This window comes from Sodalis sp. RH21 (genome assembly GCF_047324175.1).
GTDB lineage: Bacteria > Pseudomonadota > Gammaproteobacteria > Enterobacterales > Enterobacteriaceae > Acerihabitans.
In genome coordinates, this window is sequence record NZ_CP178732.1 from 2,640,929 (window position 1) to 2,667,027 (window position 26,099).

Below are 26,099 nucleotides of genomic sequence, written 5' to 3' on the forward strand. Positions count from 1 at the left end.
TAAGGCCGATATTCCTTGATTTCATTATTATGGTAAATAACTTCTGTCAGGGCCGGCGTCCCGCCCTATTAACATTCCTGTCGGTCCCGGACGGTCTGTTTCCCATGTTTCTTATCTATATTTTCTATATAGATACCGAAAATAAAGAATATCGCTCCTTTACCTTGCGGTTTCGTTCACCGCAATTGGTGGGGGAGTTGTCATACCCGTTGATCGGGAACCTGCGGGCCGCTTGACGCTGCCCTGCAATAATAAAAAAACTGGAGTGCATTAATAATGACCAACATCACGAAAAAGACTCTGCTTGCAGCGGGCGTTATCGCCGCGCTGGGAGCGGTGTCGGTAGGGACTTCCTTCGCCGCTGACGTTCCGGCGGGCGTACAGCTTAATAATAAACAGGAATTGGTGCGTGGCAACGGCGCCGAACTCCAATCATTGGACCCCCATAAAATAGAAGGGGTGCCGGAAAGCAACGTCAACCGCGATGTGCTGGAAGGGCTAACCATTAACGATCTCAATGGCCATACCCAGCCGGGTGTTGCAGAAAGTTGGGAGACCAAAGATTCCAAAGTCTGGATTTTCCATTTGCGCAAGGATGCCAAATGGTCCAATGGCGACCCGGTTACGGCCCAGGATTTTGTCTATAGCTGGCAGCGGCTGGCCGATCCGCAGACCGCGTCCCCCTATGAAAGTTATCCGCAGTATGCCCATATCGTCAATATCGATGAAATCATCGCCGGCAAAATGAAACCCGATACGCTGGGTGTCAAAGCCATTGACGCCAATACCCTCGAAGTCACCCTGAGCCAGGCGGTTCCTTATTTCCCCAAATTGCTGAGCAACCCCGCCATGTCGCCGGTGCCGCAGAAAATCGTGGAAAAATTCGGTGAAAAATGGACCCAGCCGGCTAATTGGGTGGGCAACGGCGCCTTTAAACTTAAAGATTGGGTTGTTAATGAACGCATAGTGCTGGAACGTAACCCGCTGTATTGGAACAATGCGAAAACGGTAATTAATCAGGTTACCTATCTGCCTATTTCTTCCGAGGTCACCGACGTAAACCGCTATCGCGCCGGCGAAACGGATATGACCTATAACAACCTGCCCATTGAGCTATTCCAAAAACTTAAACGCGAAATTCCGAAAGAAGTACATGTCGATCCTTATCTATGTACTTATTATTATGAAATTAATAACCAAAAAGCGCCGTTTAATGACGTGCGCGTGCGCACCGCGCTGAAATTGGGCCTGGACCGCGATATTATCGTCAATAAAGTCAAGGCCCAGGGCGACCTGCCTGCCTTTGGTTTTACTCCGCCTTATACCGACGGCGCCAAATTAACGCCGCCGGAATGGTTTGGCTGGAGCCAGGACAAACGTAATGAAGAAGCGCGCAAGCTGCTTGAGCAAGCGGGCTATACCAAAGATAAGCCGCTGACCTTTGATTTACTCTATAATACGTCCGATCTGCACAAAAAGCTGGCGATTGCCGTTGCGTCTATTTGGAAAAAGAACCTGGGCGTGAATGTGAAGCTGGAGAACCAGGAATGGAAAACCTTCCTGGATACCCGTCATCAGGGAACGTATGACGTTGCCCGTGCCGGCTGGTGTGCGGATTATAACGAACCGACCACGTTCCTGAATATTATGCTGACCAATGGTTCCAGCAATACCGCCCATTACTCCAACCCTGCATTTGACAAGCTGATTGCCGACGCGGTCGATGCCACATCGGAAGAGGCGCGCACCGGCTTGTATCAGCAAGCTGAACAACAATTGGATAAAGATTCCGCTATCGTGCCGGTGTATTACTATGTTAACGCCCGTCTGGTAAAACCTTATGTTGGCGGTTATACCGGCAAAGACCCGTTGGATAATGTCTATGTGAAGGATCTTTACATAATCAAACATTAACCACGCGTAAAGGACGATAACAGGGCATGGCCGTCATCGGCCGTGCCCTGTTTTTCCTGTTCAGTGTGAACGAGATAAGAAGCGTAAGTCATAGGTATCAGGCATGTTAAAGTTCATTATCCGCCGGTTTCTGGAAGCGATTCCGACGTTATTTATTCTGATCACGATTTCATTTTTTATGATGCGGCTGGCGCCCGGCAGCCCATTTACCGGCGAGCGCGGTTTGCCGCCGGAAGTCATGGCCAATATCGAGGCCAAATATCATCTCAACGATCCCATACTGAAGCAGTACGGCGCCTATTTGGTGCAGTTGGCCCATGGCGATTTCGGCCCCTCCTTCAAGTATAAGGACTACTCGGTCAACGATTTGGTGGCGAACTCCTTCCCGGTGTCGGCCAAACTCGGCTTAGCGGCCTTTATCGTAGCCATGGTGCTGGGGGTGTTCGCGGGCGTGATGGCGGCGCTGCGGCAGAATACCAAATGGGATTATCTGGCCATGGGGTTCGCCATGACCGGCGTGGTGATTCCAAGCTTTGTGGTGGCCCCGCTGCTGGTGCTGGTTTTTGCCATTACCCTCAAATGGCTGCCCGGCGGCGGCTGGAACGGCGGCGGCATACGCTTCATCCTGTTGCCGATGATCGCCTTGTCGCTGGCCTATATTGCCAGCATCGCCCGCATAACCCGCGGGTCGATGATTGAAGTGCTGCATTCCAACTTTATCCGCACCGCGCGGGCCAAGGGCTTGCCAATGCGGCGCATTATTTTCAGCCATGCCCTGAAGCCCGCTTTGCTGCCGGTTATTTCTTATATGGGGCCGGCTTTCGTGGGCATTATCACCGGTTCCATGGTGATTGAAACCATCTATGGCTTACCTGGCATCGGACAATTATTTGTTAACGGCGCGCTCAATCGCGACTATTCGCTGGTACTGAGCCTGACCATCCTGGTCGGTACCCTGACTATTTTATTTAACGCGATTGTCGATGTGCTGTATGCGGTTATCGACCCGAAAATACGTTATTAACGCTGGAGCGCTCATATGATCGTAGGAAATAAAAATAGCGAGGCTCTGGAGAAATTCAGCGAAACATTGGAAATAGAAGGCCGCAGTCTTTGGCAAGATGCCCGCCGGCGTTTTATTCACAATAAAGCGGCCCTTACCAGCCTCATTGTATTGGCTTTCATTGTGCTGTTCGTTGCCCTGGCGCCTTCATTATCGCAATTCAGCTATTACGATACGGATTTCGCCATGATGTCGGTTGCGCCGGATATGGCATCGTCCCATTACTTCGGCACAGATTCCTCGGGCCGCGACCTCCTGGTGCGCGTGGCCATCGGCGGGCGCATTTCCCTGATGGTCGGCGTCGCCGCCGCGCTGGTGGCGGTGGTGCTCGGCACTCTGTATGGCGCCATGTCGGGTTATCTCGGCGGGAAAATCGATTCCGTGATGATGCGTTTGTTGGAGATTCTCAATTCATTCCCGTTTATGTTTTTCGTTATTCTGCTGGTGACTTTTTTCGGCCAGAATATCTTTTTGATTTTTATCGCCATCGGAATGGTTTCCTGGCTGGATATGGCGCGTATCGTACGCGGCCAGACCCTGAGCCTGAAACGCAAGGAATTTATCGAAGCGGCGGTGGTGAGCGGCGTGCGGACCCGCAATATTATTTTGCGCCACATCGTGCCCAATGTGCTGGGGGTGGTGGTGGTTTATGCCTCGCTGCTGGTGCCGAGCATGATACTGTTTGAGTCCTTCCTGAGTTTCCTCGGCCTGGGCACGCAGGAACCGCTGAGCAGTTGGGGCGCATTGCTCAGCGACGGCGCCAATTCCATGGAAGTGTCCCCCTGGTTGCTGATGTTTCCCGCCCTGTTCCTGGTGGTTACGCTGTTTTGTTTTAATTTTATCGGCGATGGCCTGCGTGATGCCCTCGATCCGAAAGACCGTTAAGGAGTGCCGTTATGAGCATAATCGACAGTTCCACGCAGGCCGCTGACCGGCCGGCCGGAACCCATGAACCGGCATTGCTGGACGTGAAGGATTTACGGGTCACTTTCGCCACGTCCGATGGCGACGTCACCGCGGTGAACGATCTGAATTTTAACCTGCGCGCCGGCGAGACCCTCGGCATCGTGGGGGAGTCCGGCTCCGGCAAGTCGCAAACCGCGTTTGCCCTGATGGGATTGCTGGCCGCCAATGGCCGCATTCAGGGCTCGGCGATGTTTAACGGCCGCGAAATTCTTAATCTGCCGGAAAAGCAGCTCAATAAACTGCGCGCCTCTGAAATCTCGATGATTTTCCAGGACCCCATGACTTCGCTTAATCCGTATATGCGGGTAGGCGAGCAACTGATGGAGGTGCTGAGGCTGCATAAGAATATCAGCAAGCACGATGCGTTCGAAGAATCGGTGCGCATGCTCGATGCGGTGAAAATGCCGGAAGCCCGTAAGCGGATGCGCATGTATCCCCATGAGTTTTCCGGCGGTATGCGCCAGCGGGTGATGATTGCCATGGCGCTGCTGTGCCGCCCGAAATTGCTGATTGCCGATGAGCCCACCACCGCGCTGGATGTGACCGTGCAAGCGCAGATTATGACGTTGCTTAACGATCTCAAACGGGAGTTCAACACCGCCATTATCATGATCACCCACGATCTCGGGGTGGTGGCCGGTATCTGCGATCGGGTGCTGGTGATGTATGCGGGACGCACGATGGAATACGGCCGCGCGCGGGATATTTTTTATCGCCCCAGCCATCCTTATTCCATCGGCCTGCTGTCCGCGGTGCCGCGGCTGGACGCCGACGGGTCGGCCATGATGGTGACCATTCCCGGCAATCCGCCTAATTTACTCCGTTTGCCCAAAGGGTGCCCGTTCCAGCCGCGCTGCCCTTATGCCATGGATATTTGTTCTACCATGCCGCCCCTGGAGCTATTTGACGACCAGCGCCTGCGCGCCTGCTACAAGCCTTTGGAGGAATTGGTATGAATGCCATGGCCGAGAATAGAAAAGTGCTGCTTGATGTCGAAAATCTGAAGGTATATTTCGAGGTCAAGGGCGATAAGCAGTGGTTCTGGCAGCCGGCCAAGAATCTCAAGGCGGTGGATGGCGTATCCCTGCGGCTGTATGAAGGGGAAACCCTTGGCGTGGTGGGGGAATCGGGCTGCGGCAAGTCGACTTTCGCCCGTGCGCTTATTGGCCTGGTTAAATCCACCAGCGGGCGGATTGCCTGGTTGGGTAAGGAGTTGCAGGGGATGAATAGCGAGGAGTGGCGCGCGACCCGCAATGATATTCAGATGATTTTCCAGGACCCGCTGGCCTCGCTGAATCCGCGGATGACCATCGGCGAGATTATTGCCGAGCCGCTGCATACTTATCATCCGAAAATGCCGCGCCAGCAGGTGAAGGATAAGGTGAGGAATATGATGTTGAAGGTGGGATTATTGCCTAACCTTATCAACCGTTATCCTCATGAATTTTCTGGCGGGCAGTGTCAGCGTATCGGTATTGCCCGGGCGCTGATCCTGGAACCCAAGCTGGTGATTTGCGATGAGCCGGTGTCGGCGCTGGATGTTTCCATCCAGGCGCAGGTAGTGAATTTATTGCAGCAGTTGCAGCGTGAGATGGGGCTGTCGCTGATTTTTATCGCGCACGATCTGGCGGTGGTAAAACATATTTCCGACCGGGTGTTGGTGATGTATTTGGGGCATGCGGTTGAGCTGGGGACTTATGATCAGGTTTACCACAATCCACAGCATCCCTATACCAAGGCGCTGATGTCGGCGGTGCCGATTCCCGATCCGGATAAAGAGCGCAATAAGGTGATCCAGCTGCTGGAAGGGGATTTGCCGTCGCCGATTAATCCGCCGTCGGGGTGCGTGTTCCGTACCCGTTGTCCGATTGCCAGCGAGGAGTGCGCGCTGACCCGGCCGATATTGCAGGGGAGCTTTCGGCATGCCTGCTCATGTATTAAAGTGGATGTGAGTCAGTTGGCGCAGTGAGCGGGGCGCGCTTGCCCTTTGACAGGACCCGCTGCGACCCCTGCCGCACGCCTGCCCTTTAACAAGGCGCGCTGCGGGGGCCCGGTGTTAACGGGCTTGGCTAACGGGCTTAGCGCGCCAAGGGGATGGTGGTTATGCTGGTTATTCTTTCCAGAGGATATGGCAGATTTTTTCTGATTTATCCCGGCAGATTAGCATGCGGGCAAACACATCGTTGACTTCCATGCCGTCCTCTTCCGCCAGGCCTATGACCACTTCAGCGAAAAAATCCGGGTTGAGGTCGAAATCCACCTGTTGGTGCCATTCCTCCGAGGGGTCGAACAGCTCCGCCGCGCCGCGTTGTTCAAATTGCAGGTTAAACAGAATCAGGTCGGCTTGATCGAGATTATCCGGCGCCAGCTCCAGGAAAATATCGTAGGCCTGTTCCAGCGTTTCATCATCCGTCAGGCGATTGTCTAAATCCATAACCCTTGTCCCGTGGTGTCCGTAATCTTGGCTTAAAAAAGATAATGGTGAAATTTGCGCGGCCCCCGTTCGGGGCCACGCCATTACATCATGCCCACCGGCAAAATTACAGCAATGGGCTGAAAAAATAGAACAGGCGTTCGACTATGCGCTGCCAGTAGGGCCGTTTGGCCCATTTGGCCGGGTCGATCAGCCGCGAGCGGGCGATATAATCTTCCTGTACCCGCGCCAGGTCGCTGCCGAAGTCATCATCATCGATCACCAGGGTGATTTCAAAGTTCAGCCACAGGCTGCGCATATCCAGATTGACGGTACCGACCAGGCTGAGTTGTCCGTCTACCAGTACGCTTTTGGTATGCAGCAGGCCGCCTTCGAACTGATGGATATTGACACCCGCTTCCAGCAGCTCGGCAAAAAAAGCCCGGCTGGCCCAGCCGACCAACATTGAATCGTTATAGCGCGGTACGACGATATGCACTTCCACCCCGCGCTGGGCGGCGGTGCAGATGGCGTGCAGCAAATCATCGCTGGGCACCAGGTACGGGGTGGTCATGATCAATTGTTCATGGGAGGCGTAAATCGAGGTGAGCAACGCCTGGTGAATCACGCCTTCAGGAAATCCCGGGCCGGAGGCGATGACCTGGATGGTATGGCCGGTCGCTTGTTCAAACGGCATGATATTGACATCCGGCGGAGGCGGCAGTACCCGCTTGCCGGTTTCGATCTCCCAGTCGCATGAGTAGATAATCCCCATGGCGGTGGTGACCGGGCCTTCCATTCTGGCCATTAAATCGATCCATTGGCCCACCCCGGCGTCCTGCTTGAAAAAGCGGGGGTCGACCATGTTCATACTGCCGGTATAAGAAATATAATTATCAATCAAGACCATTTTGCGGTGCTGGCGCAAATCCATGCGGCGCAGGAATACCCGCAGTACGCTGACATGCAGCGCTTCCACCACATCGACCCCGGCGTTACGCATCATGGCCGGGTAGGGGCTGCGGAAGAACTTTACGCTGCCCGCTGAATCGAGCAATACGCGGCAGCGTACGCCGCGCCTGGCGGCCGCCATTAACGCTTCCGCCACCTGATCCACCAGGCCGCCGGCCTGCCAGATGTAAAACACCATCTCGATATTGGTCTGCGCCAGCCCGATATCTTTGATCAGGGCTTTCAAGGTGTCCTCGGTGCCGGTCAGCAACTGCAGCTGGTTGCCCTTGAGCCCGCCCATGCCCTGGCGATGTTCGCAGAGCTGGAATAATGATTGGGCGACTTCGCTATTTTCCGTGGCGAAAATCCGCTTGCACTGCTTGAGGTCAAGCATCCATTTTGCCGTAGAGGGCCACATGGCCTTGGCGCGTTCGGCGCGCTGCTTGCCCAGATTCAGTTCACCAAACAGCAGATAGGTGATGATGCCCACCAGTGGAATGATATAGATCACCAGCAACCAGGCCATTGCGGAGGGAACCGCGCGCCGCTTCATTAACACTCGCAGGGTGACGCCTGCGATTAGTAACCAGTAGCCGAAGACGAGTAGCCAATTGATTACAGTATAAAAAGTTGTCATAGAGGCGAAAAATCCTGTTCGCAAGGCATTAAGCATGAGTGTACGCATAAGGGGCGAAAAGAGGAAATTGTTTTGCCTCTGCGGCCGGTTTCAGGCATGCGCCGCGGCGGTTTAGCCGATGAATAAAAAAGTTTATAATGGCGTTTTTTAACGCTTAGGCAGAGTTAGTCCGCGCATGAAAAGAAGCAGGAATGAAGTCAGCCGCTGGCGCATGCTAAGGCAAGCGCAGCGCCGGCGCAGCCAGTGGGTGGAAGCCCAGTCCCGCACTTACCGCCATCTGACCCGTTTGCGGCATCTTCAATTGAAACAGCAACGCCGTTCATTGCTGTTTGCCACCACCTACGAACTCTGATCGGCGGGCGGGGCGAATTGGGGGATTAAAAAAACCGGCTTTAGGCCGGTTTACTGTATTTGAATTCCCTGATACAGATTAAATAGGATGATCCCTGTCCTGATGATGTTTACGTCACTGTGTGGCGGTGGTCGTTGACGTTGATGTCGAGGTGGACGACCCGCTATCCTGTGGATCGCTGGCCGATGCCACCGCTGCCACCGATCCGGAAACAAAACCCGGATCGCTGGTAGTCGCGGCGCCGGAAGCGCTTTGCGTGGCCGCTTCGGTCGTTCCCGCCGCACCCGCTGCAAACGCAGCAGTGGCGCCAGCGGCATACACTACGAGTCCTGCCATAAAGATTTTCTTAAACATACATACCTCCGGTTGTTAACTTCTTAACGGGGAGTACAGCATTTACAAGGTATTAGATTATGGAGTGAGCCACAAATGCGGATGTTAAGGCGCATAAGGGATTTAACGGCCTATGTGCGCGACCGAGGTTTTTAAGCCGTTGATTGCCGGCTGCTTATTTTTCATACTAAGAAAAATCCTAAATGATATTTTTCTTTTATATCCGTCACGGTAATATTTTTTTCATATCAGATTTATTTACTTTCCAAAGGGCTATTTTCCCGGCGAATAATAATTTTTACTTAAGTATTATAAATATGCGTTTTTATTATTGATAAGCTTTGCTGTTTAAAATGGCCCACTGAACAATCATGCACTGCTCAATTATTGGCGTATTAAAGCCTGTTTATGTAAATTTGGCGATAAATCACTTCAATCGAGGGAGCGAAAGTTAAGCCGCGTGAATTTATTTTCCGTCGCCAGGAAAAGTTTTCTTGCGCGTGGTTCATTATAAAGTTAAGTAAAAATGATGAATGCCATTTTTCTGCTAAGCTTACTTTGACATTTCGTCGTATAAGGAGACAACCGATGAGTTTATTGAGTTTTGTGAAAGAAGCGGGCGAAAAAGTCTGGGATACCCTGTCTGGACACTCTGTCGACCAAAGCGCGAAATTGAAAGAGCATATCCAGAAAATAGGATTACCTGGGGCGGATAAAGTCGATATCAACGTGGCTGACGGCAAGGCCACCGTATCAGGGGATAATATCAGCCAGGAATTAAAAGAAAAAATTTTGGTGGCCATAGGCAACGTGGCCGGCATTAGCGGCGTTGAGGATAAAATAAACCCTGCTGCGGCACCAGGCGCAGCGCAAACGCCCACCGCGACCGACGCAAAACCCGCCAGCAAATTTTATACCGTGGTTTCCGGGGATACGCTGAGCAAAATTGCCAAGGCGCAATACGGCAATGCCAACGAATATATGAAAATTTTCGAGGCGAATAAGCCCATGCTGAGCCAGCCGGATAAAATTTATCCCGGACAGACATTGATTATTCCGCAATAAATTGAGTCGGGCATTAAAAAAGGTCGCGTTATGCGACCTTTTTTAATGCCCGAAGCGCCGGGATCAAAACGTTTTGCGGTAAGGTTTTACCGATACGGTTTTATACACCCCCGCGGCCACAAAGGGATCGGCATCCGCCCAAGCCTGCGCGCCTTCCAGGGAATCGAATTCGGCAATAATAGTCGAGCCGCTAAAACCCGCGGCTCCCGGATCATGACTGTCTATGGAGGGCATCGCTCCTGCCGTAAGCAAACGCCCCTGATCGCGCAGCAATTGCAGACGCGCGATGTGCGTGGCCCGTACGGATTGACGTTTTTCGAGGGAATCGGCTACGTCTTCAGCATAAATTACATAGAGCAAGTGCATTACTCCCGAAGGATTGGATTCGCATAAAGTAATTCACGTTAAGACATTGACCCCACAAGCGCAATGAAAAATTTTATTCGGCGCCGATCGGCGGCCCGGGCGGGGATGGGGCGGTTTTTTTCACTGCGGATGAACAAGAGTTTGTTTTGAGTTATTGAATATGATTGCTATTTGCATTTACACTTCACCCTTATGAAAATTTTTGTTGAAATGGCGTAGATAATTTTGAATCCGACTCGTCGATTTTCGTGGTCATTTGTCCTGTCAGCAGGACTGCATACATCGTTGGTGGCGGGTTTGCTATATGCTTCGGTTAATCAGATCTCCACTCCGACCGCGATCGAACAGCCTATGAGCGTCACGCTGGTGGCCCCGGAACCGGAACCGGCCGTTGCTCCCCAGCCGCCCGTGGAGCCCCCTAAAGCAGAACCGGTGGTCGAACCGCCGCCAGTGCAACCGGAAACACCGCCGGAAGTCCAGCCGGAGCCGGAACCCATACCCGAGCCTCCGGCACCGGTCCAGCAGCCCAAGCCGCAACCCAAACCTAAGCCCAAGCCGGTGCATAAACCGGTGGTCAAACCGCGGCCCAAAGAACCGGTGGCCGATCCTCAGCCGGCGCCCGTCGCCAGCGTGCCCCGTGAGGCCCCCGTACGGCCCGCCGTGGCTCCGCCCGCGGCCGCGGCCGCCCCCAACGTCAATACCGGGCCAAAAGCGGTTAGACGCGATAACCCGCCTTATCCGGAGCGGGCCAGGGCCCTGGGCATTGAAGGAACCGTAAGGATTCAGTTCGATGTGAACAACGACGGCCAGGTTGAGAACCTGCGGGTGATCTCCGCCACGCCGCGCAATATCTTCGAGCGCGAAATCCGCCAGGTGACCCGGCGCTGGCGCTACCAAAGCGGTAATCCCGGCAAAAATGTCAATGTGACCATCCAGTTTAAGCTCACGGGCGTCAGCAGTAACGCCGAATAGCCCGTAAAAGATGCCAGGAGGGCGCTGGCAAAGTGGCGCCGTCATTCGCTTTATGTAATGGAATGATGCGCTGGATGGTGACGAGGCCGTAAATGCATCCCGGCGGGGGCGCTTACGGCGCACCCGCGGAGTTAAACGGTTTATCGATAACGGGTCAAAGGACGAGACCAGGGAGAGGCTACTTTTTCAGACGCTGCCGGGGGCGAAATGTCGCTTGCCGTCGGGCAGCGGCCGGGCTTTGCCGTCGTCGTCCACCGCGACATAGGTGAATGCCGCCTCGGTAGCGCGATAGCGCTGCCCTATGGGGGCGGAAGAGACCTTTTTCACCCAGACCTCCACAAAAATATTCAGCGAGCTGTTGCCGGTACCGGTGCAGCGGGCATAACAGCAGACCACATCGCCCACCGCCACCGGCTTAAGAAACGTCATGCCGTCGACGCGCACCGTGACCACCCGGCCTTCGGCAATCTCTTTAGCCAGGATCGCGCCGCCCATATCCATCTGCGACATCAGCCAGCCGCCAAAGATATCCCCGTTGGCGTTGGTATCGGCAGGCATCGCCAGGGTACGTAACACCAGCTCGCCGGTGGGTAATATCGAACTTTCAGTCATAGCGTCTTTCACCGTCCAGGGTTACGGCCCGCGCCTTCGGCGTGGCCATGGGGAGCAAAACCGTCGGGATCAATGGGAGTTCTTTTGATCTTCCGTCATGTGACGGTAAACATAAACCCCGCTCAGCAAGGTAAAGACGAGGGTCAGGCCGGTGAGGCCGAATACCTTGAAATTAACCCAGACGTTTTGCGGCAGCCAGAACGCAATATAAATATTGGCCGCGCCGCAGATTAAAAAGAACAGCGCCCAGGCGACATTAAGGTTGTTCCAGACGTGCGGCGGCAGGGTGAGTTCTTTGCCCAACATGCGCTGGACCAGCGGCTTGCCCATAATGAATTGGCTAACCAGCAGCGCGATGGCAAACAGCGAATAAATGACCGTGACTTTCCATTTGATGAACTCGGCATTGTGGTAATACATCGTCAGCGAGCCGAAGATAGCCACCATAACGAACGTCAGCAAGGTCATTTTTTCGACTTTGCGGTATTTGAACCAGGTATACGCCAGCACCAGCGCCGACGCGGCAATCAGCGCGCCGGACGCGACATAAATGTCGTATAACTTATAAACGACGAAAAACACCACTAACGGCAGAAAATCAAGAAACTGCTTCATAGAAAAATCCGTGGTTGGTTAAGTGGCGCCTATACGTGCTTCAGGCCTGACGCAGCAACATGTATAGACGATACAGATAAATCAGTAATAAAGCGGAAATAACATTACTTAACCCATTAAGCAATACCGCGGCTACCAAAGATGACACCTGGGTAAATTGCGCCGCCAGCAGCAGCACCGCCGCCTTGGCCAGCAGCCATATCAATACGGCCGGCATAATCAGCCGCAAATTGGCGAACGCCAGTTTGCTACTCAGGCGCATGGACTTGAATACCCCCAGGTTTTCGCTGGCGGTAATCACCGGCGCCAGGCATAGCGCAATGGCGATGAGAATGCCGGGTATTACGATTAATATTAGTCCCAACTGTACCAATAGCGTGGTAATGAAAATTAATAATAACAGCCGCGGCAATATCGGCGCGGACAGGCCGATAGCGCGCAAAACGCTCACCGGCTGCCGGTCGGAAACCAAGCGGATCATGGTCAGCAGCGCGCCGGCCAGCAATACATTACCCACCAGCCCTGCAAAGGTCCCGGCGGCGGAAGCCTTCAACAGCACCCGCTGCTGTTCCGGCGTCATTTGTTGCACCAATTCCTGCAGGCTCATGGTAGACGCATCCGCTACCTCCGCACCTTCACCGCTGAGGATCACCAGTTGGTCGCTACTGGGCGACAGGGCGTGGCCCAGCGCTACGCTGACCAGCGCCGCCAATAAGGCCAGCAAAATGATGCTGGTAAACTGATTACGGGTAAAATTCAACATATCGCGGTACAGGGTACTTGCCATAATTGGCATGAGGGCTCCTTGGCAAAGCGTTCTAAAATATCAGCCCGGTATTCTACCCTGTTAATCGGCCGGTTGGCACCCCGGCGCGGCATCATGGCGCATTTCAGACACAATTAATCCATTTGCGCGCCGCCGGGTGGCAGCGGCGCCAGCCCATAATGCGCCCTGGCGCGGTCGCAGGCCGCATTGGGCCGGCCGTCTTCGCCGGACTTATCGAATTCCCGGCAGGTGGAGGGGCGTGCGGCGTAGATAGAACACGCAACGGTTTTCCCCACCTCTCCGGATAATGCGTTGCAGCGCGGCGATCGCTGGTTGGTGCCGATCATACAGCGCAGGAAAGGGGATAGGGGTTCGGTTAATTCAACGGGCACCGCGCCGCCGCCATCGGTACCTTCCGCCCAATAGAAGGACACGCGAAAGCAGGCGCAGCAAGCGCCGCAACTCATGCAAGGATTGTCATTTCCGCTCATTCGGATACCCGCCGACGCTACGGCTTCAACCAGAACCCACCTGAATCGAACTTACGCCAGGCCCGGCCAAAAGCAATCGGAATTCGCCGGCTGCGTTTTTTTTGTACTCATTCAGGCCTGATTGATATGGATCAATCCTTAATATCCCTCCCTTGATATAAAAACACCTTAAACAAGTTTCAGCTCAATTTTACCCTACGCTGTGGCAGAGTCGTAGTTGTAATCGGGATCAACTTTGCGACGGCAAAGATACTATCTCAACAAGGAGCAGGGAATGAAAGCATTATACATTGGCATGGCGGTAGCCGCCGCGCTGCTGTCGGCGACGGCGCAGGCGCATCAGGCGGGCGATTTTATATTTCGCGCGGGCAGCGCGACGGTGCGGCCGGATGAAAGTTCCGGCAATGTCCTGGGACTGGGCGGGTTTAATGTGGATAACGATACCCAGCTGGGATTAACCTTCACTTATCTGGTGACTGATAATATAGGGGTGGAGTTGCTGGCGGCGACGCCGTTTCGCCACAACGTCGGCCTGAAAAGCACCGGTGATATCGCGTCGATAAAACATTTGCCGCCGAGTCTCATGGCGCAGTATTACTTCGGGGATGCGCCGGATAAATTCAGGCCCTATCTGGGGGTAGGGATTAATTACACCACATTCTATGATACCCATTTTAATCAAACCGGTCGCGACGCCGGGCTGAGCGATTTGAGCCTGAAGCATTCCTGGGGCATCGCCGGCCAGGCGGGACTTGATTATAACGTGGATGATAACTGGCTGGTGAATATGTCGGTATGGTATATGGATATTGATACCGATGTGCGATTTAAGGCGGGGGGACAACAACAATCGGTGCATACCCAAATCGATCCCTGGGTCTTTATGTTTGGCGTCGGCTACCGTTTTTAACGCGCTAGCGGCACAGGCGCCAAGGCGCCTGTGCCGCTATGGACCGGCAGTGCTTATTTGATGCTGATATCGTTTTCCACCGAGCGTACGCCCTTCACGCCGCGGGTGAGGGTCACGGCACGGCTGGCTTCGGCCGCCGAACTGACAAAGCCGCTCAGCTGAACGCGCCCTTTAAAGGTTTCAACGTTTATTTCTCGGGCTTTCAGATGGTCGTCTTTAAGCAATTCGGCCTTGACCTTGGTGGTCACCACCGTATCGTCGATATACCCGCCCGTGCCTTCGGATTTGGCGGTGGGCGCGCAACCGGTAATGGCCACTGCCAACATTGCGGTGACCGCCAGGGCGGTAATGGCTTTCAATAATTTCATTTTATCACTCCGTTATTTTAATCTAATTATCATCGTTTTTTATGTCACAGCCGACCTGAAAGCATCGGCGTCATTACGCCTGCCCAGAGAGTGTTGACGATAAAATGAATTTTATCAACGTCAACCGCGCGTCGCGGCCTTCATTTTACTGACGAAAGCGCCGAGCCGGGTCAGCATAAGCGCCGGATCCGCCAGATTTTGTTCAATGATCTTAACGATGGCCGAACCGGATATCGCCCCGGCCGCGCCCGCCGCCAGCGCTTCGCGTACCTGCGCCGGCTCGGAAATACCAAATCCCTGCAGCGACGGCGCGGCGTTGAATTCCTTGAGCGCCGATACCAGGTGGCCCAGCGGCACGTGGCCGTGATTTTCGCTGCCCGTTACCCCGGCGCGGGATAATAAGTAGGTATAGGCGCGGCCGAAGGAAGCGATTTCCCGCAGCAAATCCTGGCTGGCGTTGGGCGGACAGATAAAGATCGGCGCGACGCCGTGGCGCATCGCCGCAGTGCGAAACGGCAGGCTCTCTTCCAGCGGTACATCGGCCACCAGCACCGAATCCACGCCCACCTGCGCGCAGCGGGCGTAAAATTCATCAATGCCCTTGTTAAACACCAGGTTGGCATACATCAGCAGGCCAATGGGAATATCCGGGTATTTACGGCGAATGGCGGCCAGCATATCAAAACAGCGATCGGGCGTGACGCCTGAGGAGAATGCCCGCAGGGTGGCGCTTTGGATGGTGGGGCCGTCGGCCAGCGGATCGGAAAACGGAATGCCGAGCTCCAGCGCGTCGGCGCCGGCTTCGATCAGGGTATCGATAATCTGCAGCGACAGTTCGGGGTTCGGATCGCCCAGGGTGACGAACGGCACGAATGCGCCTTCTTTGCGCTGGCGCAGCGTAGCGAAAAGGTGTTGATAGCGTTCCATTAGATCTCTCCTCGCGCTTTCAAAATATCATGAACGGTAAAAATATCTTTATCGCCGCGGCCGGAAAGATTCACCACCAGAATCTGCTCTTTTTCCGGTTCCGCTTTGATCATTTTCAGCGCATGCGCCAGCGCGTGGGAGGATTCAAGCGCCGGAATAATCCCTTCATGGCGCGACAGCTCTTTAAAGGCTTCCAGCGCTTCATCATCGGTAATCGAGACATATTCCGCCCGGCCGATGCTGTCCAGATAGGCGTGTTGCGGTCCTACCGACGGAAAATCCAACCCCGCGGAAATAGAGTAGGACTCTTCAATTTGGCCGTCCGACGACTGCATCATCGGCGATTTCATGCCGAAGTAAATGCCGATGCGGCCGTGCTTGAGCGACGCCCCGTGCTGGCCGGATTCAATGCCCAGCCCGCCGGGTTCGACGCCGATCAGCCGCACCGATGGCTCATCGATAAAATCGGCGAACATGCCGATGGCGTTGGAGCCGCCGCCGACGCAGGCCAGAACCGCATCCGGCAGGCAGTGTTCACGCTCTTGCATCTGTAGTTTGGTTTCTTCGCCGATCATGCGCTGGAATTCGCGCACGATAGTGGGGAACGGATGCGGACCGGCGGCGGTACCCAGCATATAGTGGGCTTTCTCGTAGCTGCCGGACCAATCGCGCAGGGCCTCGTTGCAGGCATCTTTCAGGGTTGACGAACCGCTGTGTACCGCAATGACCTCGGCCCCCATCAGGCGCATGCGAAAGACGTTCGGCGACTGGCGTTCGATATCCTTGGCGCCCATGTAAATACGGCATTTCAGCCCCAGCAGCGCGGACGCCAGGGCGGAGGCCACGCCGTGCTGGCCGGCGCCGGTCTCGGCAATGATTTCGGTTTTGCCCATGCGTTTGGCCAGCAGGGCCTGTCCCAATACCTGGTTGGTCTTATGCGCGCCGCCGTGCAGCAAATCTTCGCGTTTGAGATACAGCTTGGTTTTGGTGCCGGCGGTGAGATTGCGGCACAGGGTCAGCGGCGTGGGCCGGCCGGCATAGTTGGTCAGCAGGTCGCTGAATTCCGCCTGGAATGCCGGGTCGCTCTGGGCGCTGACGAAGGCCTCTTCAAGCTGCAGCAAGGCCGGCACCAGAATTTGCGGCACATACATGCCGCCGAATTCGCCAAAGTAGGGATTAAGTAATGTCATGCTTTCCAATCTCTTAGTTGTCTGGACGGTGAATCAATAGGCGCGCAGCGTCTGGAATACCGTTGCCAGTTTATGATGATCTTTAATACCCGGGGCGCTTTCCACGCCGGAGTTGAAATCCAGTCCGAGGCAGCCCAGCTGTGCGGCGTCCACGCAATTATCCGCCGCCAATCCCCCCGCCAGCATCACATTGTCCAGCGTCTGGCCGGCCAGCAGCGACCAATTAAAGGGTTGGCCGCTGCCGCCGCCGTTATCCAGCAGGTAACGGTCCACGTCGGCTAAATCGCGGCGCGGGGAATGGGTGCGCATATCCAGCGCTTTCCAGATCCGGCAGCCGGCCGGCAGCGCTTGGCGCAGGGCGGTAATATAGTCCTGGTCCTCATCGCCGTGCAGCTGCACGGCATGCAGGGATAGCGCGGCGGCGCTGGCGGCCACATCGGCGGCGGGGGCGTCGCGAAACACGCCCACGTAACGCAGGGCGGCGCCCGCCATTACCTCACGGGCGCGGGGAATATCCACCCGGCGCGGCGAGCCATCGACGAAAATCAGTCCGCCGTACAGCGCGCCCGCGTCTTTAGCCGCCCGGGCATCCTCGGGGCGCGTCAGGCCGCAAACTTTGTTGTCGCCCAGTAATACCCGGCGTACCGCGTTGTCCAGATCCGGCTCGGACATCAGCGCGCTGCCGACTAAAAACCCGTTGGCGAAGTGGCTGAGTTCGCGGACGTGGCGATAAGCGGTAATACCCGACTCGCTGATTACCGTTACCCCCGGCGGCAACAGCGGCGCCAGTCGTCGGGTGCGGTTCAAATCGATGGATAAATCGCGCAGGTCGCGGTTATTGATCCCTACCACTTTGGCTCCCAGCGCCACGGCGCGCCGGCACTCTTCCTCGGTAATCGCCTCGGTGAGCACTCCCATGTCCAGGCTGTGCGCCACGGCGGCCAGCTCGCGGTATGTCTCGTCGTCCAGTACCGACAGCATCAGCAAGACGGCATCCGCCTGGTGATACCGGGCCAGGTAAATCTGGTATGGATCGATAATAAAATCTTTGCACAGCACCGGCTGAGTAATCACGGCGCTGATTTGGCGCAGGAAATCGAAACTGCCCTGAAAATATTTCTCGTCGGTGAGCACCGACACCGCGGCGGCATACTGCTTATATACCCCGGCAATCGCCGCCGGATCGAAATCCGCGCGGATCAGGCCCTTTGACGGCGACGCTTTTTTGCACTCCAGGATAAACACCGTGCGCGTGCCCTCCAGGGCATGGTAGAAACTGCGCGCGCTCGGTTCGATCGCCGCGCTGAATCCGGCCAGCGGCTGGCGCTGTTTTCGCTCGTCCACCCAGATTCTCTTATCGGCGACGATTTTTGTCAGTACCGTATCCTGCATGTCTTATCCTCTTGCTGCCAATGCCGTAACCCGTTCATAAGCGCTGCCGCCGCGAATGACCGCCAACGCGCGTTGGGTATTGTCCCGCAGATCTTCCTGGCCGAATAATTTCAGCAGCAGGGCCACATTGGCGGCGACGGCGGATTCATGGGCAGGCTCTCCTTTACCTTGTAACAACCGTGCCAGAATGTCACGATTTTCTTCCGGCGAGCCGCCCAGCAGCGCTTCCACCGGCTGGCTTTCCAGTCCGAAATCGGCCGGGACGAGCTGGTAGCTGGTGATGTCGCCGTGATTCAGCTCCGCCACCTGGGTCGGCGCATGCAGCGCCACCTCGTCCATGCCGCCGCCGTGGATCACCGCGGCGCGCTCATAACCCAGCACCCGCAGCGTCTGGGCGATGGGCAATACCAGTTCCGGACTATAGACGCCGATCAGCGCCAGCGGGGGGCGGGCGGGGTTAATCAGCGGCCCCAGGACATTAAACAGGGTGCGGGTTTTCAGCTGTTGGCGTACCGGCATGGCATGGCGAAAACCGGTGTGGTATTGCGGCGCGAATAAGAAGCAAACGCCCAGTTCGTCGAGTGCCTGGCGGGACTGCTCCGGCGGCATATCCAGCCGGATGCCGAAGGCCGCCAGCAGATCCGACGACCCGGAACGGCTGGACACGCTGCGATTGCCGTGTTTGGCGACCCGCGCGCCGCAGGCGGCGGCGACGAACGCGCTGGCGGTGGAGATATTAATGCTGTTCGAGCCGTCGCCGCCGGTGCCGACAATATCGGCAAACGGATAATCAGGACGCGGAAACGCCACGGCGTCGGCCAGCAGGGCGCTGGCGGCCCCGGCGATTTCATCGGGGTGCTCGCCGCGTATTTTCATACTGATTAATGCCGCCGCCAACTGTACGGGTTCCAGCCGCCCCTGGATAATGGCGCTGAACAGCTGTTCGCTTTCCTGACGGCTGATGCGCTCGGCCCGGTATAATTTGTCCAATATCTGTTGCATGGTGATATTCCTGTAAATTAAGCCAGCGCCCAGGCCAGGGTTTGGTTGAGTAAACGCGCGCCCTGGGTGGTCAGAATGGATTCGGGATGGAACTGGAAGCCGCAGACGCGATCGGCGTCATGACGCACCGCCATCACCATCTCGTTAAAGTGCGCGTTGATGGTTAATCCGGCCGGGATCTGGCTGCCCACCAGCGAATGATAACGGGCCACCGGCAGGGGGTTGGGCATGCCGGCGAACATGCCGACGCCGTCATGGGTCACCAGCGACGCCTTGCCGTGCAGGATTTCGCCCGCCTGGCCCACATATCCGCCGTACGCCTCGACGATGGCCTGGTGCCCCAGACAGATGCCGATGATCGGCATCTGTCCGCGCAGCTGCGCCAGCAATTGCGGCATGCAGCCGGCTTCGGCGGGCGTGCCCGGCCCCGGCGACAGCATCAGGATGGGATTTTCCATTTCCCGCAGGCGGTCGATAATGGTTTGCGCCGCAAGCTGGTTGCGGTAGACCACGACCCGGTGTCCGGTGGCGCGCAGTTGATCCACCAGATTGTAGGTAAAGGAATCGATATTATCGAGTAACAGGATATCGGCCATCAGAACACCTCCCCGGCATGATGGGCGCTGGCGATGGCGCGCAGTACCGCGCGCGCTTTGTTGCGGCTTTCATCGGCCTCGGCCTGGGGAACGGAGTCCAGCACCACGCCGGCGCCCGCCTGTACGGTGGCGATGCCGTCCTCCACATAGGCGGAGCGGATCACGATACAGGTATCGAGCATGCCGCTGCCGGTGAAGTAGCCGATGGCGCCGCCGTAGCTGCCGCGCCGGGTGCCCTCGGCCGCGGCGATCAGCTGCATGGCGCGCACTTTCGGCGCGCCGCTCAGGGTGCCCATATTCATGCAGGCGCGGTAGGCGTGCAGCACATCCAGATCGGCGCGCAGGGTGCCCACCACCCGGGATACCAGATGCATCACAAAGGAATAGCGGTCCACTTTGGTCAGGTCGGCGACATAGCGGCTGCCCGGTTCGCAGATGCGCGCCAGATCGTTACGCGCCAGGTCCACCAGCATGAGGTGCTCGGCCAGTTCTTTATGATCGGTGCGCATTTCCAGCTCGATGCGGCTGTCGAGATCGGCGTCCAGGGTGCCGTCCGGCCTGCGGCCGCGCGGCCGGGTGCCGGCGATGGGATAGATCTCGATTTGCCGGTTGCCGGCATCGTATTTCAGCGAGCTTTCCGGCGAGGCGCCGAACAGGGTGAAATCATCATCCTGCATAAAAAACATATACGGGCTGGGATTATGCTCTTTGAGCGTGTGGTAAGCGGCCAGCGGCGACGGGCAGGGCAGCGAGAAGCGGCGGGACGGCACCACCTGGAAAATTTCTCCGGCCCGGATCGCCTGCTGCATCTGGCCGACCACCCGGCCGAACTCTTCGTCGCTTTGATTGGTTTCAAGGGTCATATGGCTGATGGCCTGGTGGGGAATGGGGCCGGGCGCCTGCTGCAACTGATGCTGGAGCTGTTCGATACGGGCCTGCAACCGCTGTTTTTCCGCGGCGATGGGGGTAAACAGGCTGCCCTGGAGCAGGCAACTGCGCTGTTGATGATCGATAATCAGCAGGGTTTCCGCCAGATAGAAACAAAAATCCGGGCAGCGTTGGCCCTGGCTCACCGGCGGCAGGGACTCGAACCCGGACACCAGATCGTAGGCGAACAGGCCGCCGAGAAACAGCGCCTGCGGATGCTCCGCGGGAAAGGGCACCAGCGTCAGCAGCAATCGCAGGCAATCGAACACCGACAGGGCGCGCAGACGGGCATCTTCGTCCATTTGATCGCCGCCGGCCGGGAACAGCAGCTCGCGGCGGTTGGGATGCGTTTCAATCGCCACTTCCGGCGGCAGGGCGGCGTCCAGCAGCGGCAGCAGCGCCGCGCCGTTGACCGTTAATGCCTGGATGGTGACCCGCTGCCCCAGGGCGGTAATGCGCAGGGCGCTGTCGAGCACCATCAGGCTTTGCAAATCGCGCTTATTGTCGATTTCGGCGGATTCCAGCAGCAGCGTGGCCGTACGGGCGCCGCACAGCTGATTGAACAGCGCGGTGGGGTCGCCGCGATAGGTGGCCGTGGCCTGCAGAACTTCTAACTGTGGTTGTGTGGCTTGCATGATTGTTTCCCTGATTATCGCCCATAAAAAAGCCCGCTTGAAAGGCGGGCTGCTGGGATCTTGCTCTGTCTGACGACAGCGACGCATGATAACACCACCCGCTAAAGGGAAGTGCGCCACCAGCGAAGCGTTACCACGGTTAAGGTTATCATCAGCAGATTCTCATTGGTTGTATCGATGCGTACTAGTAAACTAGTTCAGCAATGAAAAGTCAACAGCCGGCGCTTAAAAACCGTTAATTATTTAACAGGTTCGATTAACGCGCGTTTGACGTTATGATAGGGACGTTGATTCTTTATAGGTAACTTACCGTTGACCGGCACTTACGTTAAATCATCGCTGCTGACCATTTACGACCTGCACAGCCACACCACCGCCTCGGACGGGGTGTTTTCGCCGGCCGAACTGGTGGCGCGCGCCGTGGCCATGGGCGTGGACGTGCTGGCCATTACCGATCACGATACCGTCGCCGGGCTGCCTGCCGCGCGGCGGGCGGTGAGCGACGGCGCGCTGCCGTTGACGCTGGTGGCCGGCGTGGAGATTTCCACCCTGTGGCAAAACCATGAAATCCATATCGTCGGACTCGGCATTGATGCCGAACATCCGGCCATGGCGGCGCTGCTGGCCGCCCAGCGCGAAAAACGGCTGGCGCGGGCCAGAACCATCGCGGCGCGCCTGGAACATGCGGGCATCGCCAACGCCTGGGAAGGGGCCAACCGGCTGGCGGAGGACGAACTGGTGACGCGCGGCCATTTTGCCCGTTATCTGGTCAGCATCGGCGTCGCCGACAACGTGGCCAAGGTATTTAAAAACTATCTTTCCCGGGGTAAAACCGGCTATGTCCCGCCCCAGTGGTGTACAATCGAAGAAGCCGTTCGCGCCGTCCAACAGGCGGGCGGGCAGGCGGTGGTGGCCCATCCGGGGCGCTACCGGCTCTCCGCGAAATGGCTGAAACGCCTGCTGGACCATTTTGCCGCGGCGGGCGGGGACGGGATGGAAGTGTCGTTATGCCAGCAAACGCCGCAGGAAAAAACCGTGCTGGCGGGTTATGCGCGCGAGCGCGGCCTGCTGGCATCGCAGGGGTCGGATTTTCACCAGCCGTGCGCCTGGATCGAGCTGGGACGCAAACTCTGGCTGCCGGGCGGCGTGGAGCCGATATGGCGCGACTGGCCGGTCGCGCGCGATCCGGCACCGGTAATGTCTTCAGAAGGATAATGCGGTTTGCCGGGGGCATCCCCCGATAGACGATATAAGGAGTATTAATGAGCCAGTTTTTCACTATTCACCCTGAAAATCCGCAGCCGAGATTGATCAACCAAACCGTCGATTTGCTGCGCAAGGGCGCGGTCATCGTCTACCCGACCGACTCGGGTTATGCCCTTGGCTGCCGCCTGGAAGACAAGACGGCCATGGAGCGGATTTGCCGCATCCGGCAATTGGACGGCAACCATAACTTCACGCTGGTCTGCCGCGATCTGTCCGAATTATCCACCTACGCCCACGTGGATAATCAGGCATTCCGCCTGATGAAAAACAATACCCCGGGCAAATACACCTTTATTCTTAAAGCCACCAAGGAGGTCCCCCGCCGCCTGATGAGCGATAAGCGTAAAACCATCGGCCTGCGCGTGCCGTCCAACGCCATCGCCCTGGCGCTGCTGGAAACGATGAACGAACCGCTGATGTCCACTACCCTGATGCTGCCGGGCAATGACTTTGCGGAATCGGACCCCGAAATGATCAACGATCGCCTGGGCAAGCTGGTGGATTTAGTGATTCACGGCGGTTTTCTCGGACAACAGCCCACGACGGTTATTGATTTAACCGATGATACGCCGGTGGTGGTGCGCGAAGGGGTGGGTGATATCTCGCCGTTTCTTTAAGTTCGGTGCGGCTGCCGCGCCCGGCGTGGCCCGGGCCGGCAGGGGCCATGGCGCCATTATGCGCGCCGGATAAACTATGGATTGTTATACGTCCGGGCATAGTGTAAAATACCCAGATAGCTTTCAGTTAAGTTACTGATAACACTGAAAAAATATGGCGAAAGCCACCATTCGACGCCTGTGAAGGCGACAGCCGAGGTTGCTCAATGAGCGAAAAGCTGCAAAAAGTCCTGGCCCGCGCCGGGCATGGTTCCCGCCGTGAAATTGAATCCCTGATCGAGCAAGGCCGCGTCAGCGTTGATGGCAAAATCGCCACGCTGGGCGATCGGGTCGATGCCGTCAGCTCAATGAAAATCCGCGTTGATGGCCGGGTAATCTCCATCACCGCGTCCAGCGAGTCGGTATGCCGGGTACTGGCCTATTATAAACCGGAAGGCGAACTCTGTACCCGCCGCGACCCCGACGGCCGGCCGACGGTATTCGATCGCCTACCCAAACTCACCGGCTCGCGCTGGATCGCCGTGGGCCGCCTGGATATCAATACCTCCGGCCTGCTGCTGTTCACCACCGACGGCGAACTGGCCAACCGCCTGATGCACCCCAGCCGCGAAGTCGAACGCGAATACGCGGTCCGGGTCTTCGGCCAGGTGGACGACGAAAAACTGCGCCTGCTGACCAAAGGCGTCACCCTTGATGACGGCACCGGCGCGTTTCGCACCCTCAGCTTCCAGGGCGGCGAAGGCCTCAACCAGTGGTACAACGTCACCCTCACCGAAGGCCGTAACCGCGAAGTCAGGCGCTTATGGGAAGCGGTGGGCGTGCAGGTCAGCCGCTTGATCCGCACCCGCTACGGCGCCATCCCGCTGCCGAAAGGCCTGCCGCGCGGCGGCTGGGCCGAACTGCCGCTGGCCGAGATCAACTACCTGCGCGAACTGGTGGAAATGGCCCCCGAAACCGTCACCAAAGTACCGGTGGAACGCGAACGCCGCCGCATGAAGGCCAACCAAATCCGCCGGGCGGTCAAACGCCACAGCGTAGTCACGCCGACCCGCCGCGGTGGCCAAAGCAGCAAACGCAACTCAGGATCGTAACCGCTCCCGGCCCCTCACCCTACTGACACCGGGCAGACGCCATGCCCGCCGGTGCGGCGGCGATGCCAAATGGCGGGGAAGCGTGCCGTGGGGGTTGAGGCGGCCATTTCCCTGGCCGTCCGAACGCCCCCAGGTGCGGTAAACCCGCCTTTCACCCTACTGACACCGGGCAGACGCCATACCCGCTGGCACGGTAACAATGCCGACTGGCGGGGAAGCGTGCCATCACAATTACCAATCCACTCCCTGCTGCGCTTTAATCCCCGCATCAAACGCATGCTTCACCGGCCGCAGCTCGCTCACCGTATCCGCCAACTCCAGCAACTCCCGGTGACAGGCGCGGCCGGTAATAATCACCGTCTGCTGCGCCGGACGCTGCTTCAGCGCCTCGATCACCTCGGGCAAATCAATATAATCATACGTAATCATATACGTCAGCTCATCAAGCAACACCAAATCCAGCCGCTCATCCCGCAACATCCGCAAACCGTGTTGCCACACTTCCTGGGCCGCCGCCCGATCGGTTACCCGGTTTTGGGTATTCCACGTAAACCCGGTAGCCATCACCTGAAACTCCACGCCGTGCTGCTCCAGCAGATTTCTCTCGCCGTTCGGCCACTGCCCCTTAATAAACTGGATCACCCCGGCATGCAACCCGTGTCCGATGGCCCGGGTCACGGTGCCGAAACCGGCGGTGGTTTTACCCTTGCCATTACCGGTAAATACAATCACGATGCCGCGCTGCTCATTGGCCGCGGCGACCCGGGCGTCCACTTGTTCTTTTAATCGTTGCTGGCGCTGCTGGTGGCGATCTTCACTCATGGCGTTCATCCTGGTTTAATAGGCCGGACCGGGTTTACGGTGCGGCTGGGCATCAAAACTGATACCGGTTTTGCGGCGACTGTCGTCACCCATCAGATAAAGATAAATCGGCATAATATCCGCCGGGGTCTTGAGCTTTGCGCTGTCCTCCTCCGGAAAAGCATGGGCGCGCATGCCGGTGCGCGTACCGCCGGGGTTGATGCAATTCACCCGCAGCGTGGCGGCCGGATACTCCTCGGCCAATACCTGCATCATGCCTTCGGTGGCGAATTTCGACACCGCGTACACCCCCCAGTTGGCCCGACCCTGGCGCCCGACGCTGGAACTGCTGAAAATCAGGGACGGCCGCTCCCCCTGCAATAGTAGCGGCAGCAGCGCCTGGGTCAGTAAAAATGTGCCATTCACATTTACTTCCATCACCCGGCGCCAGCTGTCGGGGGATTGCTGCGCCATCGGCAGCACCTCGCCCAGCAGGCCGGCATTGTTAAGCAGCCCGTCCAGCCGGGGAATCTCGGCTGTCAGATAAGCCGCCAGCCGCCGGTAATCCTCATCGACGGCAGAAGATAAATCCAGGGTATAAATCCGCGCCGGCTGGCCGCCCTCGGCGGCAATCTGCTGCTGCACCGCGGCCAGTTTGGACTCGGTTCTCCCTAACAGCAACAACGATGCGCCGTGGCGGGCATAGGTCAGCGCCGCTTCACGCCCGATACCGTCTCCGGCACCGGTGACCATGATAATGCGCTGTTCCAGTAAATCATGCTTGGGCTGATAGTACACGGGAGACTCCTTTGTTAACCTAAACGGTCACCCCGGGATGATAAGTGATGGCTATTTTACCCG

At 57.0% G+C, this 26,099-nt stretch carries 27 protein-coding genes, 1 pseudogene and 1 other annotated feature; of the genes and pseudogenes, 12 read left to right on the forward strand and 16 right to left on the reverse strand.

What is annotated here, in order from left to right; translation table 11 throughout:
• The first annotated feature begins 276 nt into the window (after nucleotides 1-276).
• The 5 genes from oppA (at nucleotide 277) to oppF (ending at nucleotide 5,912) form a co-directional block, all read left to right on the forward strand.
• Nucleotides 277-1,914 carry an oligopeptide ABC transporter substrate-binding protein OppA gene (gene oppA / locus ACL2XP_RS12125; protein WP_413738748.1) on the forward strand — a complete coding sequence of 546 codons (1,638 nt, stop codon included), beginning with the start codon at nucleotides 277-279 and terminating at the stop codon, nucleotides 1,912-1,914.
• A gap of 103 nt (nucleotides 1,915-2,017) precedes the next feature.
• Nucleotides 2,018-2,938: an oligopeptide ABC transporter permease OppB gene (gene oppB, locus ACL2XP_RS12130; RefSeq protein WP_413738749.1), complete on the forward strand. Its 921-nt coding sequence runs from the start codon at nucleotides 2,018-2,020 to the stop codon at nucleotides 2,936-2,938.
• Between the two features lie 15 nt (nucleotides 2,939-2,953).
• A complete protein-coding gene (gene oppC, locus ACL2XP_RS12135; protein WP_413738750.1) occupies nucleotides 2,954-3,862 on the forward strand; it encodes an oligopeptide ABC transporter permease OppC in 909 nt (302 codons plus the stop codon).
• A gap of 11 nt (nucleotides 3,863-3,873) precedes the next feature.
• Entirely contained in the window at nucleotides 3,874-4,899 is a 1,026-nt protein-coding gene (locus ACL2XP_RS12140) for an ABC transporter ATP-binding protein (protein ID WP_413738751.1), read from the forward strand.
• Entirely contained in the window at nucleotides 4,896-5,912 is a 1,017-nt protein-coding gene (oppF, locus tag ACL2XP_RS12145) for a murein tripeptide/oligopeptide ABC transporter ATP binding protein OppF (protein ID WP_413738752.1), read from the forward strand. The genes ACL2XP_RS12140 and oppF overlap by 4 nt, the downstream gene beginning before the upstream one ends.
• 141 nt (nucleotides 5,913-6,053) lie before the next feature.
• Here oppF and ACL2XP_RS12150 read toward each other — a convergent pair whose 3' ends face one another.
• Both ACL2XP_RS12150 and cls read right to left on the reverse strand, forming a co-directional pair.
• Nucleotides 6,054-6,377 (reverse strand): HI1450 family dsDNA-mimic protein, encoded by a 324-nt coding sequence (locus ACL2XP_RS12150; protein WP_413738753.1) that lies wholly within the window; start codon nucleotides 6,375-6,377, stop codon nucleotides 6,054-6,056.
• A gap of 106 nt (nucleotides 6,378-6,483) precedes the next feature.
• Nucleotides 6,484-7,944: a cardiolipin synthase gene (gene cls / locus ACL2XP_RS12155; protein ID WP_413738754.1), complete on the reverse strand. Its 1,461-nt coding sequence runs from the start codon at nucleotides 7,942-7,944 to the stop codon at nucleotides 6,484-6,486.
• A gap of 175 nt (nucleotides 7,945-8,119) precedes the next feature.
• Between cls and ACL2XP_RS12160 the strand changes: the two genes are divergently transcribed.
• Nucleotides 8,120-8,296, forward strand: coding sequence for a YciY family protein (locus ACL2XP_RS12160; RefSeq protein ID WP_413738755.1), 177 nt, complete (start codon nucleotides 8,120-8,122; stop codon nucleotides 8,294-8,296).
• Between the two features lie 114 nt (nucleotides 8,297-8,410).
• Here the strand turns inward: ACL2XP_RS12160 and ACL2XP_RS12165 are convergent, their stop codons facing one another.
• Nucleotides 8,411-8,632, reverse strand: coding sequence for a hypothetical protein (locus ACL2XP_RS12165; protein ID WP_413738756.1), 222 nt, complete (start codon nucleotides 8,630-8,632; stop codon nucleotides 8,411-8,413).
• 585 nt (nucleotides 8,633-9,217) lie between these two features.
• On the opposite strand from ACL2XP_RS12165, the gene lysM reads away from it, so the two are divergent.
• Nucleotides 9,218-9,694, forward strand: coding sequence for a peptidoglycan-binding protein LysM (gene lysM / locus ACL2XP_RS12170; protein WP_413738757.1), 477 nt, complete (start codon nucleotides 9,218-9,220; stop codon nucleotides 9,692-9,694).
• 63 nt (nucleotides 9,695-9,757) lie between these two features.
• Here lysM and ACL2XP_RS12175 read toward each other — a convergent pair whose 3' ends face one another.
• On the reverse strand, nucleotides 9,758-10,054 hold the full coding sequence (locus ACL2XP_RS12175; RefSeq protein WP_413738758.1) for a YciI family protein: 297 nt from the start codon (nucleotides 10,052-10,054) through the stop codon (nucleotides 9,758-9,760).
• Nucleotides 10,055-10,279: 225 nt separating this feature from the next.
• Between ACL2XP_RS12175 and ACL2XP_RS12180 the strand changes: the two genes are divergently transcribed.
• Nucleotides 10,280-11,032: a TonB family protein gene (locus ACL2XP_RS12180; protein ID WP_413739139.1), complete on the forward strand. Its 753-nt coding sequence runs from the start codon at nucleotides 10,280-10,282 to the stop codon at nucleotides 11,030-11,032.
• 186 nt (nucleotides 11,033-11,218) lie between these two features.
• Here the strand turns inward: ACL2XP_RS12180 and yciA are convergent, their stop codons facing one another.
• From yciA to ACL2XP_RS12200, 4 genes are all read right to left on the reverse strand, one after another.
• Entirely contained in the window at nucleotides 11,219-11,644 is a 426-nt protein-coding gene (yciA, locus tag ACL2XP_RS12185; protein ID WP_413738759.1) for an acyl-CoA thioester hydrolase YciA, read from the reverse strand.
• A 69-nt stretch (nucleotides 11,645-11,713) separates the two neighbouring features.
• Nucleotides 11,714-12,259 (reverse strand): septation protein A, encoded by a 546-nt coding sequence (locus tag ACL2XP_RS12190; RefSeq protein ID WP_413738760.1) that lies wholly within the window; start codon nucleotides 12,257-12,259, stop codon nucleotides 11,714-11,716.
• 40 nt (nucleotides 12,260-12,299) lie between these two features.
• A complete protein-coding gene (locus ACL2XP_RS12195; RefSeq protein ID WP_413738761.1) occupies nucleotides 12,300-13,055 on the reverse strand; it encodes a YciC family protein in 756 nt (251 codons plus the stop codon).
• Nucleotides 13,056-13,159: 104 nt separating this feature from the next.
• On the reverse strand, nucleotides 13,160-13,516 hold the full coding sequence (locus ACL2XP_RS12200; protein WP_413738762.1) for a YkgJ family cysteine cluster protein: 357 nt from the start codon (nucleotides 13,514-13,516) through the stop codon (nucleotides 13,160-13,162).
• 274 nt (nucleotides 13,517-13,790) lie between these two features.
• Here ACL2XP_RS12200 and ompW point away from each other — a divergent pair, with 274 nt between their 5' ends.
• The gene (gene ompW, locus ACL2XP_RS12205) at nucleotides 13,791-14,426 is read left to right on the forward strand and encodes an outer membrane protein OmpW (protein WP_413738763.1); all 636 of its coding nucleotides are present in this window, start codon (nucleotides 13,791-13,793) and stop codon (nucleotides 14,424-14,426) included.
• Nucleotides 14,427-14,479: 53 nt separating this feature from the next.
• On the opposite strand, the gene ACL2XP_RS12210 is transcribed toward ompW, so the two are convergent.
• The 6 genes and pseudogenes from ACL2XP_RS12210 to ACL2XP_RS12235 all read right to left on the reverse strand — a co-directional run bounded on the left by ACL2XP_RS12210 (nucleotide 14,480) and on the right by ACL2XP_RS12235 (nucleotide 21,463).
• A complete protein-coding gene (locus ACL2XP_RS12210) occupies nucleotides 14,480-14,794 on the reverse strand; it encodes a BON domain-containing protein (RefSeq protein ID WP_413738764.1) in 315 nt (104 codons plus the stop codon).
• Between the two features lie 120 nt (nucleotides 14,795-14,914).
• Nucleotides 14,915-15,721: a tryptophan synthase subunit alpha gene (gene trpA, locus ACL2XP_RS12215; RefSeq protein WP_413738765.1), complete on the reverse strand. Its 807-nt coding sequence runs from the start codon at nucleotides 15,719-15,721 to the stop codon at nucleotides 14,915-14,917.
• Nucleotides 15,721-16,911, reverse strand: coding sequence for a tryptophan synthase subunit beta (gene trpB / locus ACL2XP_RS12220; RefSeq protein WP_413738766.1), 1,191 nt, complete (start codon nucleotides 16,909-16,911; stop codon nucleotides 15,721-15,723). Before trpB ends, trpA begins: the two co-directional genes overlap by 1 nt.
• Before the next feature lie 33 nt (nucleotides 16,912-16,944).
• The gene (gene trpCF / locus ACL2XP_RS12225) at nucleotides 16,945-18,303 is read right to left on the reverse strand and encodes a bifunctional indole-3-glycerol-phosphate synthase TrpC/phosphoribosylanthranilate isomerase TrpF (protein ID WP_413738767.1); all 1,359 of its coding nucleotides are present in this window, start codon (nucleotides 18,301-18,303) and stop codon (nucleotides 16,945-16,947) included.
• A gap of 3 nt (nucleotides 18,304-18,306) precedes the next feature.
• A pseudogene (gene trpD / locus ACL2XP_RS12230) lies at nucleotides 18,307-19,901 on the reverse strand (bifunctional anthranilate synthase glutamate amidotransferase component TrpG/anthranilate phosphoribosyltransferase TrpD).
• The gene (locus ACL2XP_RS12235; RefSeq protein ID WP_413738768.1) at nucleotides 19,901-21,463 is read right to left on the reverse strand and encodes an anthranilate synthase component 1; all 1,563 of its coding nucleotides are present in this window, start codon (nucleotides 21,461-21,463) and stop codon (nucleotides 19,901-19,903) included. Before ACL2XP_RS12235 ends, trpD begins: the two are co-directional and overlap by 1 nt.
• A 23-nt stretch (nucleotides 21,464-21,486) precedes the next feature.
• Nucleotides 21,487-21,591 (reverse strand) — a sequence feature (Trp leader region).
• Nucleotides 21,592-21,775: 184 nt separating this feature from the next.
• Between ACL2XP_RS12235 and rnm the strand changes: the two genes are divergently transcribed.
• The 3 genes from rnm (at nucleotide 21,776) to rluB (ending at nucleotide 24,437) form a co-directional block, all read left to right on the forward strand.
• Nucleotides 21,776-22,678 (forward strand): RNase RNM, encoded by a 903-nt coding sequence (rnm, locus tag ACL2XP_RS12240; RefSeq protein WP_413738769.1) that lies wholly within the window; start codon nucleotides 21,776-21,778, stop codon nucleotides 22,676-22,678.
• A gap of 47 nt (nucleotides 22,679-22,725) precedes the next feature.
• Nucleotides 22,726-23,346 (forward strand): L-threonylcarbamoyladenylate synthase, encoded by a 621-nt coding sequence (locus ACL2XP_RS12245; RefSeq protein WP_413738770.1) that lies wholly within the window; start codon nucleotides 22,726-22,728, stop codon nucleotides 23,344-23,346.
• 206 nt (nucleotides 23,347-23,552) lie between these two features.
• Nucleotides 23,553-24,437, forward strand: a complete 885-nt coding sequence (gene rluB / locus ACL2XP_RS12250; protein ID WP_413738771.1) for a 23S rRNA pseudouridine(2605) synthase RluB — start codon at nucleotides 23,553-23,555, stop codon at nucleotides 24,435-24,437.
• Between the two features lie 231 nt (nucleotides 24,438-24,668).
• Here rluB and cobO read toward each other — a convergent pair whose 3' ends face one another.
• Nucleotides 24,669-25,259: a cob(I)yrinic acid a,c-diamide adenosyltransferase gene (gene cobO, locus ACL2XP_RS12255; RefSeq protein WP_413738772.1), complete on the reverse strand. Its 591-nt coding sequence runs from the start codon at nucleotides 25,257-25,259 to the stop codon at nucleotides 24,669-24,671.
• A gap of 15 nt (nucleotides 25,260-25,274) precedes the next feature.
• Nucleotides 25,275-26,036 carry a YciK family oxidoreductase gene (locus tag ACL2XP_RS12260; protein WP_413738773.1) on the reverse strand — a complete coding sequence of 254 codons (762 nt, stop codon included), beginning with the start codon at nucleotides 26,034-26,036 and terminating at the stop codon, nucleotides 25,275-25,277.
• Nucleotides 26,037-26,099: the final 63 nt, after the last annotated feature.

Coding starts and splice junctions, on each gene's coding strand:
- oppA (WP_413738748.1), top strand. CDS start 277: ATGACCAACATCACGAAAAAGACTCTGCTTGCAGCGGGCGTTATCGCC.
- oppB (WP_413738749.1), top strand. CDS start 2,018: ATGTTAAAGTTCATTATCCGCCGGTTTCTGGAAGCGATTCCGACGTTA.
- oppC (WP_413738750.1), top strand. CDS start 2,954: ATGATCGTAGGAAATAAAAATAGCGAGGCTCTGGAGAAATTCAGCGAA.
- ACL2XP_RS12140 (WP_413738751.1), top strand. CDS start 3,874: ATGAGCATAATCGACAGTTCCACGCAGGCCGCTGACCGGCCGGCCGGA.
- oppF (WP_413738752.1), top strand. CDS start 4,896: ATGAATGCCATGGCCGAGAATAGAAAAGTGCTGCTTGATGTCGAAAAT.
- ACL2XP_RS12150 (WP_413738753.1), bottom strand. CDS start 6,377: ATGGATTTAGACAATCGCCTGACGGATGATGAAACGCTGGAACAGGCC.
- cls (WP_413738754.1), bottom strand. CDS start 7,944: ATGACAACTTTTTATACTGTAATCAATTGGCTACTCGTCTTCGGCTAC.
- ACL2XP_RS12160 (WP_413738755.1), top strand. CDS start 8,120: ATGAAAAGAAGCAGGAATGAAGTCAGCCGCTGGCGCATGCTAAGGCAA.
- ACL2XP_RS12165 (WP_413738756.1), bottom strand. CDS start 8,632: ATGGCAGGACTCGTAGTGTATGCCGCTGGCGCCACTGCTGCGTTTGCA.
- lysM (WP_413738757.1), top strand. CDS start 9,218: ATGAGTTTATTGAGTTTTGTGAAAGAAGCGGGCGAAAAAGTCTGGGAT.
- yciA (WP_413738759.1), bottom strand. CDS start 11,644: ATGACTGAAAGTTCGATATTACCCACCGGCGAGCTGGTGTTACGTACC.
- ACL2XP_RS12190 (WP_413738760.1), bottom strand. CDS start 12,259: ATGAAGCAGTTTCTTGATTTTCTGCCGTTAGTGGTGTTTTTCGTCGTT.
- ACL2XP_RS12195 (WP_413738761.1), bottom strand. CDS start 13,055: ATGCCAATTATGGCAAGTACCCTGTACCGCGATATGTTGAATTTTACC.
- ACL2XP_RS12200 (WP_413738762.1), bottom strand. CDS start 13,516: ATGAGCGGAAATGACAATCCTTGCATGAGTTGCGGCGCTTGCTGCGCC.
- ompW (WP_413738763.1), top strand. CDS start 13,791: ATGAAAGCATTATACATTGGCATGGCGGTAGCCGCCGCGCTGCTGTCG.
- ACL2XP_RS12210 (WP_413738764.1), bottom strand. CDS start 14,794: ATGAAATTATTGAAAGCCATTACCGCCCTGGCGGTCACCGCAATGTTG.
- trpA (WP_413738765.1), bottom strand. CDS start 15,721: ATGGAACGCTATCAACACCTTTTCGCTACGCTGCGCCAGCGCAAAGAA.
- trpB (WP_413738766.1), bottom strand. CDS start 16,911: ATGACATTACTTAATCCCTACTTTGGCGAATTCGGCGGCATGTATGTG.
- trpCF (WP_413738767.1), bottom strand. CDS start 18,303: ATGCAGGATACGGTACTGACAAAAATCGTCGCCGATAAGAGAATCTGG.
- ACL2XP_RS12235 (WP_413738768.1), bottom strand. CDS start 21,463: ATGCAAGCCACACAACCACAGTTAGAAGTTCTGCAGGCCACGGCCACC.
- ACL2XP_RS12245 (WP_413738770.1), top strand. CDS start 22,726: ATGAGCCAGTTTTTCACTATTCACCCTGAAAATCCGCAGCCGAGATTG.
- rluB (WP_413738771.1), top strand. CDS start 23,553: ATGAGCGAAAAGCTGCAAAAAGTCCTGGCCCGCGCCGGGCATGGTTCC.
- cobO (WP_413738772.1), bottom strand. CDS start 25,259: ATGAGTGAAGATCGCCACCAGCAGCGCCAGCAACGATTAAAAGAACAA.